This is a genomic window from Luteimonas panaciterrae (genome assembly GCF_020511115.1).
Classification (GTDB): domain Bacteria; phylum Pseudomonadota; class Gammaproteobacteria; order Xanthomonadales; family Xanthomonadaceae; genus Luteimonas; species Luteimonas panaciterrae.
This window is the reverse complement of the sequence record NZ_JAJAVH010000038.1, coordinates 1-4373: the sequence shown is the minus strand read 5'-3', so window position 1 is coordinate 4373 and position 4373 is coordinate 1. Positions and strand designations below refer to the sequence as shown.

General features: G+C 62.7%; 5 protein-coding genes. 3 read left to right on the top strand and 2 right to left on the bottom strand.

What is annotated here, in order from left to right; translation table 11 throughout:
- Positions 1 to 154: 154 nt before the first annotated feature.
- Positions 155 to 1117 carry a DUF2268 domain-containing protein gene (locus LG367_RS18100; RefSeq protein ID WP_226470666.1) on the bottom strand — a complete coding sequence of 321 codons (963 nt, stop codon included), beginning with the start codon at positions 1115 to 1117 and terminating at the stop codon, positions 155 to 157.
- Between the two features lie 74 nt (positions 1118 to 1191).
- Here LG367_RS18100 and LG367_RS18805 point away from each other — a divergent pair, with 74 nt between their 5' ends.
- The 3 genes from LG367_RS18805 to LG367_RS18090 are packed head-to-tail and all read left to right on the top strand — an operon-like array spanning position 1192 to position 3552.
- Positions 1192 to 1386, top strand: a complete 195-nt coding sequence (locus LG367_RS18805) for an XF1762 family protein (protein WP_425491009.1) — start codon at positions 1192 to 1194, stop codon at positions 1384 to 1386.
- Positions 1379 to 2305: a DNA-methyltransferase gene (locus LG367_RS18095; RefSeq protein ID WP_226470665.1), complete on the top strand. Its 927-nt coding sequence runs from the start codon at positions 1379 to 1381 to the stop codon at positions 2303 to 2305. The genes LG367_RS18805 and LG367_RS18095 overlap by 8 nt, the downstream gene beginning before the upstream one ends.
- Entirely contained in the window at positions 2302 to 3552 is a 1251-nt protein-coding gene (locus LG367_RS18090; protein WP_226470664.1) for a site-specific DNA-methyltransferase, read from the top strand. Before LG367_RS18095 ends, LG367_RS18090 begins: the two co-directional genes overlap by 4 nt.
- 357 nt (positions 3553 to 3909) lie before the next feature.
- On the opposite strand, the gene LG367_RS18085 is transcribed toward LG367_RS18090, so the two are convergent.
- Positions 3910 to 4373: M4 family metallopeptidase (locus LG367_RS18085; RefSeq protein ID WP_226470663.1), on the bottom strand; the 464-nt coding region annotated here is incomplete at its 5' end.

The following is a 4373-nucleotide window of genomic DNA, read 5'->3' as shown; positions in this document are numbered from 1 at the left end:
GCACTGCAACAAAGCGGGAGGCACAGCCGCGAAACCTCGATAGCGTCCGGGTGCGAACTTCGGTTCGCACTGAGGTTCGCGCCCCCACATGACCTCACGCACCGTCCCGAGTCACCTCTGATGGCGCGGGTTTCCAACAGATCAAGGCCGTTAGCTATCTGTTGAAAAACCCCGAAGTCGCCGCGAACCGTTCCACTGCCGCTTGGTCGCGGTAATCAAGTTCGATGATCTCGCGTACCGCCTTCGCCTTGTCAGGTGCCTGCGCGTAATAATCGCGCATAATGGCGTAGCCGACGTAATAGCCGAGATCACCGACGCCGTGGTGATTGCCTGGGCCGTTGTAGAGCCAGTTGCTCCAGGACACGCCGTCCATCTCGGAGCGGAACTCCTGCTTCAACGTCGCCTCGTGTTCGTATCCATACTGCATGTAGGGCAATGCCGGTGTGCGTCCAATGACCTGTTCGGCGACAAAATCCGCGGCGCCCTCGTACATCGCCTGCGCCAACAGAGTCTTACCCGGGCCACGCTGCTGGGTATGGATGTACTCATGTACGTTGAGTAGGACGAGTTGCTTCTCTGGCTCGCTGGCGAAGTAGACGCCTAAACTTTTACGCAAGCGCATTGGCAATTCCGAAATATCCACGCTTCTATCGCCAGCAGCCAGCTCCGCGCCGATCAGTACCTTGTCGCCCAAGGTCGTTCCACTAGAGCGTAAGCAGCCGATGAGGAAGTATATCTTGGCCGGGCGCAACGCTGGATACAGGGTGCGTAGACGCGCGATCGCTGGTTCGAACTCACTGCTTCGTGCACGCATCGCCAGGGTACGCGAACGTACCGATTCCCAGAACCGCGGATAGCGGCGAATGGCATTGACATAACAGTCCGTGTCGTAGCCCTTGGTCTGCATGAACGCATGTAGCCCGGCCGTGCCCGGGTCCACAAACTTCCGCTGTAGCAATTCGCGCTGGCGATTGAGTGAGCGCTCGGCGCGCACTTGATCGTAGGCCTGCCAGAACCGGTCGATGTCCGTGGACTCCGCCAGTCCCGTGCCGTTCTCCGCTTGGACCGGCGCCAACCCCATCCAGGCCGACACCCACAGCGCCAGCCCCCATCGCATTCCCCTCATCGCACCGCCTCCTAGCTCACCGAAAGCTGATTAGATGCGCGCCGCGGACACAAAGTTTAAGGCCAGTGCGCCCCGAGGCTGCGATGGGTTATCACCACCTCCTGACCTACCCCCAGCCGGATGAAGGCGGGGCCAGTCTCCGCGGTGCGGGATTCACATTCATCGGCGAGGCCGGCGGCGACAGTTGGAGCCGCGGCGCGCGGCCCCGCAGCGACCGCACGCCGACCGGCCGCAAGTACCGTTGGGAACTGCGTGTCTGATTCCATCGCGGGCATCGCCCGCTCCGGCGATATCTGGCAGTTGGGCGCACATCGGCTCGTCTGCGGCGACGCCGGCGATGCCGCGCTCGTCGGGCAGTTGATGCAGGGCGAGGGCGCGGCGCTGTGCTTCACCTCGCCTCCTTATGTGGCCCAGCGCATCTACGCCGGCGTGCGGATCCGGGACTGGGACACGCTGATGCGGTCCGTGTTCGCCGCGGCACCGCTGCAACCGGACGGTCAGGTACTCGTGAACCTCGGCTTGGTCTACAAGCACAATGAGGTGCAGTTGTATTGGGAGTCCTGGTCGGCCTGGATGCAGGCACAGGGCTGGCGTCGCTACGGTTGGTACGTGTGGGACCAGGGACATCTTCCTGGCCGCTGGCACGGCAGGCTCGCGCCGAGCTTCGAGTTCATCTTCCACTTCAACCGCGTTGCGCGCGTGCCGAACAAGATCGTGCCGTGCAAGTGGGCGGGCACGCATCAGCATCTGCGCGAAGACGGCACGGCCTCCAACCTGCGCGGCCGGGACGGCAAGCTGTCGGTCTGGAACAAGCCGCACATGCCGGTGCAGCCCACGCGCGTGCCGGACAGTGTCATTCGCATCACCCGCAACCGGCGACGGCTCGGTGACGGTCTCGATCATCCTGCAGTGTTTCCGATCAGTCTCCCGGAGCATGTGATCGCGGCCTACAGCGACGCCGGCGAGATCGTCTACGAGCCCTTCTGTGGTTCCGGCACCAGCCTGCTCGCTGCGGAGAAAACCCAGCGCGTGCTGCGCGCCGTCGAACTTGTACCACGCTACGTCGACGTTGCACTCGTTCGATTCCAGCGCGCGCATCCGAAGGTGCCTGTCACCCTCCTCAACACGAACCGATCGTGGCGCGATGTCGCCGCGCAGAGATTGCAGCCTGCCGCATGAAAATGTTGCACGTGGAACAGCGCGAAATTTCGTCGCTGATCCCATACGCAAGGAATGCTCGCACGCACTCCGATGCACAGGTCGCGCAGATCGCGGCGAGCATCGCCGAATTCGGATGGACGAACCCGATCCTGGTCGACGGCGAAAACGGCATCATCGCCGGCCACGGCCGCCTCCTGGCCGCGCGTCAGCTCGGCCTGCTTGAAGTGCCCGTGATCGAATTGTCGCACCTGACGCCCAACCAGCGTCGCGCCTACATCATCGCTGACAACCAACTCGCCCTGCAGGCCGGCTGGAACGAGGAGATGCTCGGTCTCGAACTGGCCGACCTGAAGGCTGCGGACTACGACTTGTCGCTGGTCGGTTTCGATGAGGACGAACTGAATCGCCTCCTCGGAGAGGCCGAGGAGACGCATGAAGGACTGACCGACGACGATGCCACACCGGAGTTGCAGGAGACCGCCGTCTCGCGCCACGGCGATCTGTGGCTGCTCGGTGAGCACAAGCTGTTGTGCGGCGACGCCACCAGCGCCGCCGACGTCGCCCACCTGCTCGGTGACGAGCGCCCACACCTGATGGTCACCGATCCGCCCTACGGCGTGGAATACGATCCAGCCTGGCGACGTGAGGCCGGCGTCAACCGCTCCGAACGGCTGGGTCAGATCCGCAACGACGACCGCGCCGACTGGCGCGAGGCGTGGGCACTGTTCCCCGGTGACGTCGCCTACATCTGGCACGCCGCGCTCTACGCCAGCACGGTACAGGCGAGCCTCGAAGCGTGCGACTTCAACATCCGCTCGCAGATCGTGTGGGTGAAAACCCGCTTCGTCCTCTCGCGTGGCCACTACCACTGGGGCCACGAGGCTTGCTGGTACGCCGTCAAGGACGGCGCGACCGGCCACTGGAACGGCGCGCGCGACCAATCGACTGTGTGGCAAATCGCCTACGGCACTCATGAGGAAGACCCCGCCACCACGCACGGCACGCAGAAGCCCGTCGAGGCGATGCTGCGACCGGTGATCAACAATTCATCGCCCGGCGAACTGATCTATGAACCCTTCAGTGGATCTGGCACGACGAGCATCGCCTGCGAAAAATCCTCACGGCGCGCGCGTGCGATCGAACTGGATCCGCGCTACGTTGATCTCGCCGTGCGCCGCTGGCAGGACTACACCGGCCTGTCGGCAACGCGGGAGAACGATGGCGCTACGTTCGACACGTTGTGCGCGCCGAATGAAGTTGCGTGATCGCTCAGAACTGGACTCGATGGAAGACAGTGAATCTGTCTTGTCGATGCGGTACAAACCGTATCCGACCATCCCTGGGCTGGTCAGGGAATCACTTCCTAGTCGGAGGCTGGCTGGATTCTCTGCCACGACAGCAAAGCCCGCCGGGTCCCTGAACCCGAGTTCGTCTTCTGGCTCATGGGGTTCCCGCCCGAATTCCTAAGCTGCGCGCCGCCGGTAATGCCATCGTCCCGCAGCTCGCGGCGGAAGCCCCCCGCGCGCTGCAAGCGCCATCCCTATAAGCAGGTGCCGGAAGCTGAAACAATACAAAATCCCTCTCCCCGGCATCAAGGAGAGGGACTGGCACAAAGAGGGACGTTAGGTCCTCTGACAAGTTGCCAGCTTCGAACCGTCAGGCAGCGGTACATTGACCGCCTCCCACGCACACGCCACTGCATTTGCCTGCTTCTTGCTGAGCAATCCGCGGTCGAGCAAGTCCGCAGCCGCTTGCTGAGTGGCCTCGCGCGCCTTCGGATAGCCTGTCTGCGAGGTCATATACAGCGTGATCGCGCGATACCATACCTGTGCAGCCACCTTGTTAGTGATTCTGGTCAGGTCAATGTCGCCATTGCAGACCAGATCGGCCTTGACCAGCTCCGCCCGATAGGATGCCGGCACGACGGCCCCCTCGGACAGCAGATAGAAGAAGTGGTTGCCGACACCGGAAGTGAAATGCGGATCGTCCATGGGGGAATTCTTATCGTAACAATCCTGCGATTCGTCATCCAGGCTCGGCTTGAACATATAACGCCACGGTTTTCCGTCCTGCATTACATTTTCGG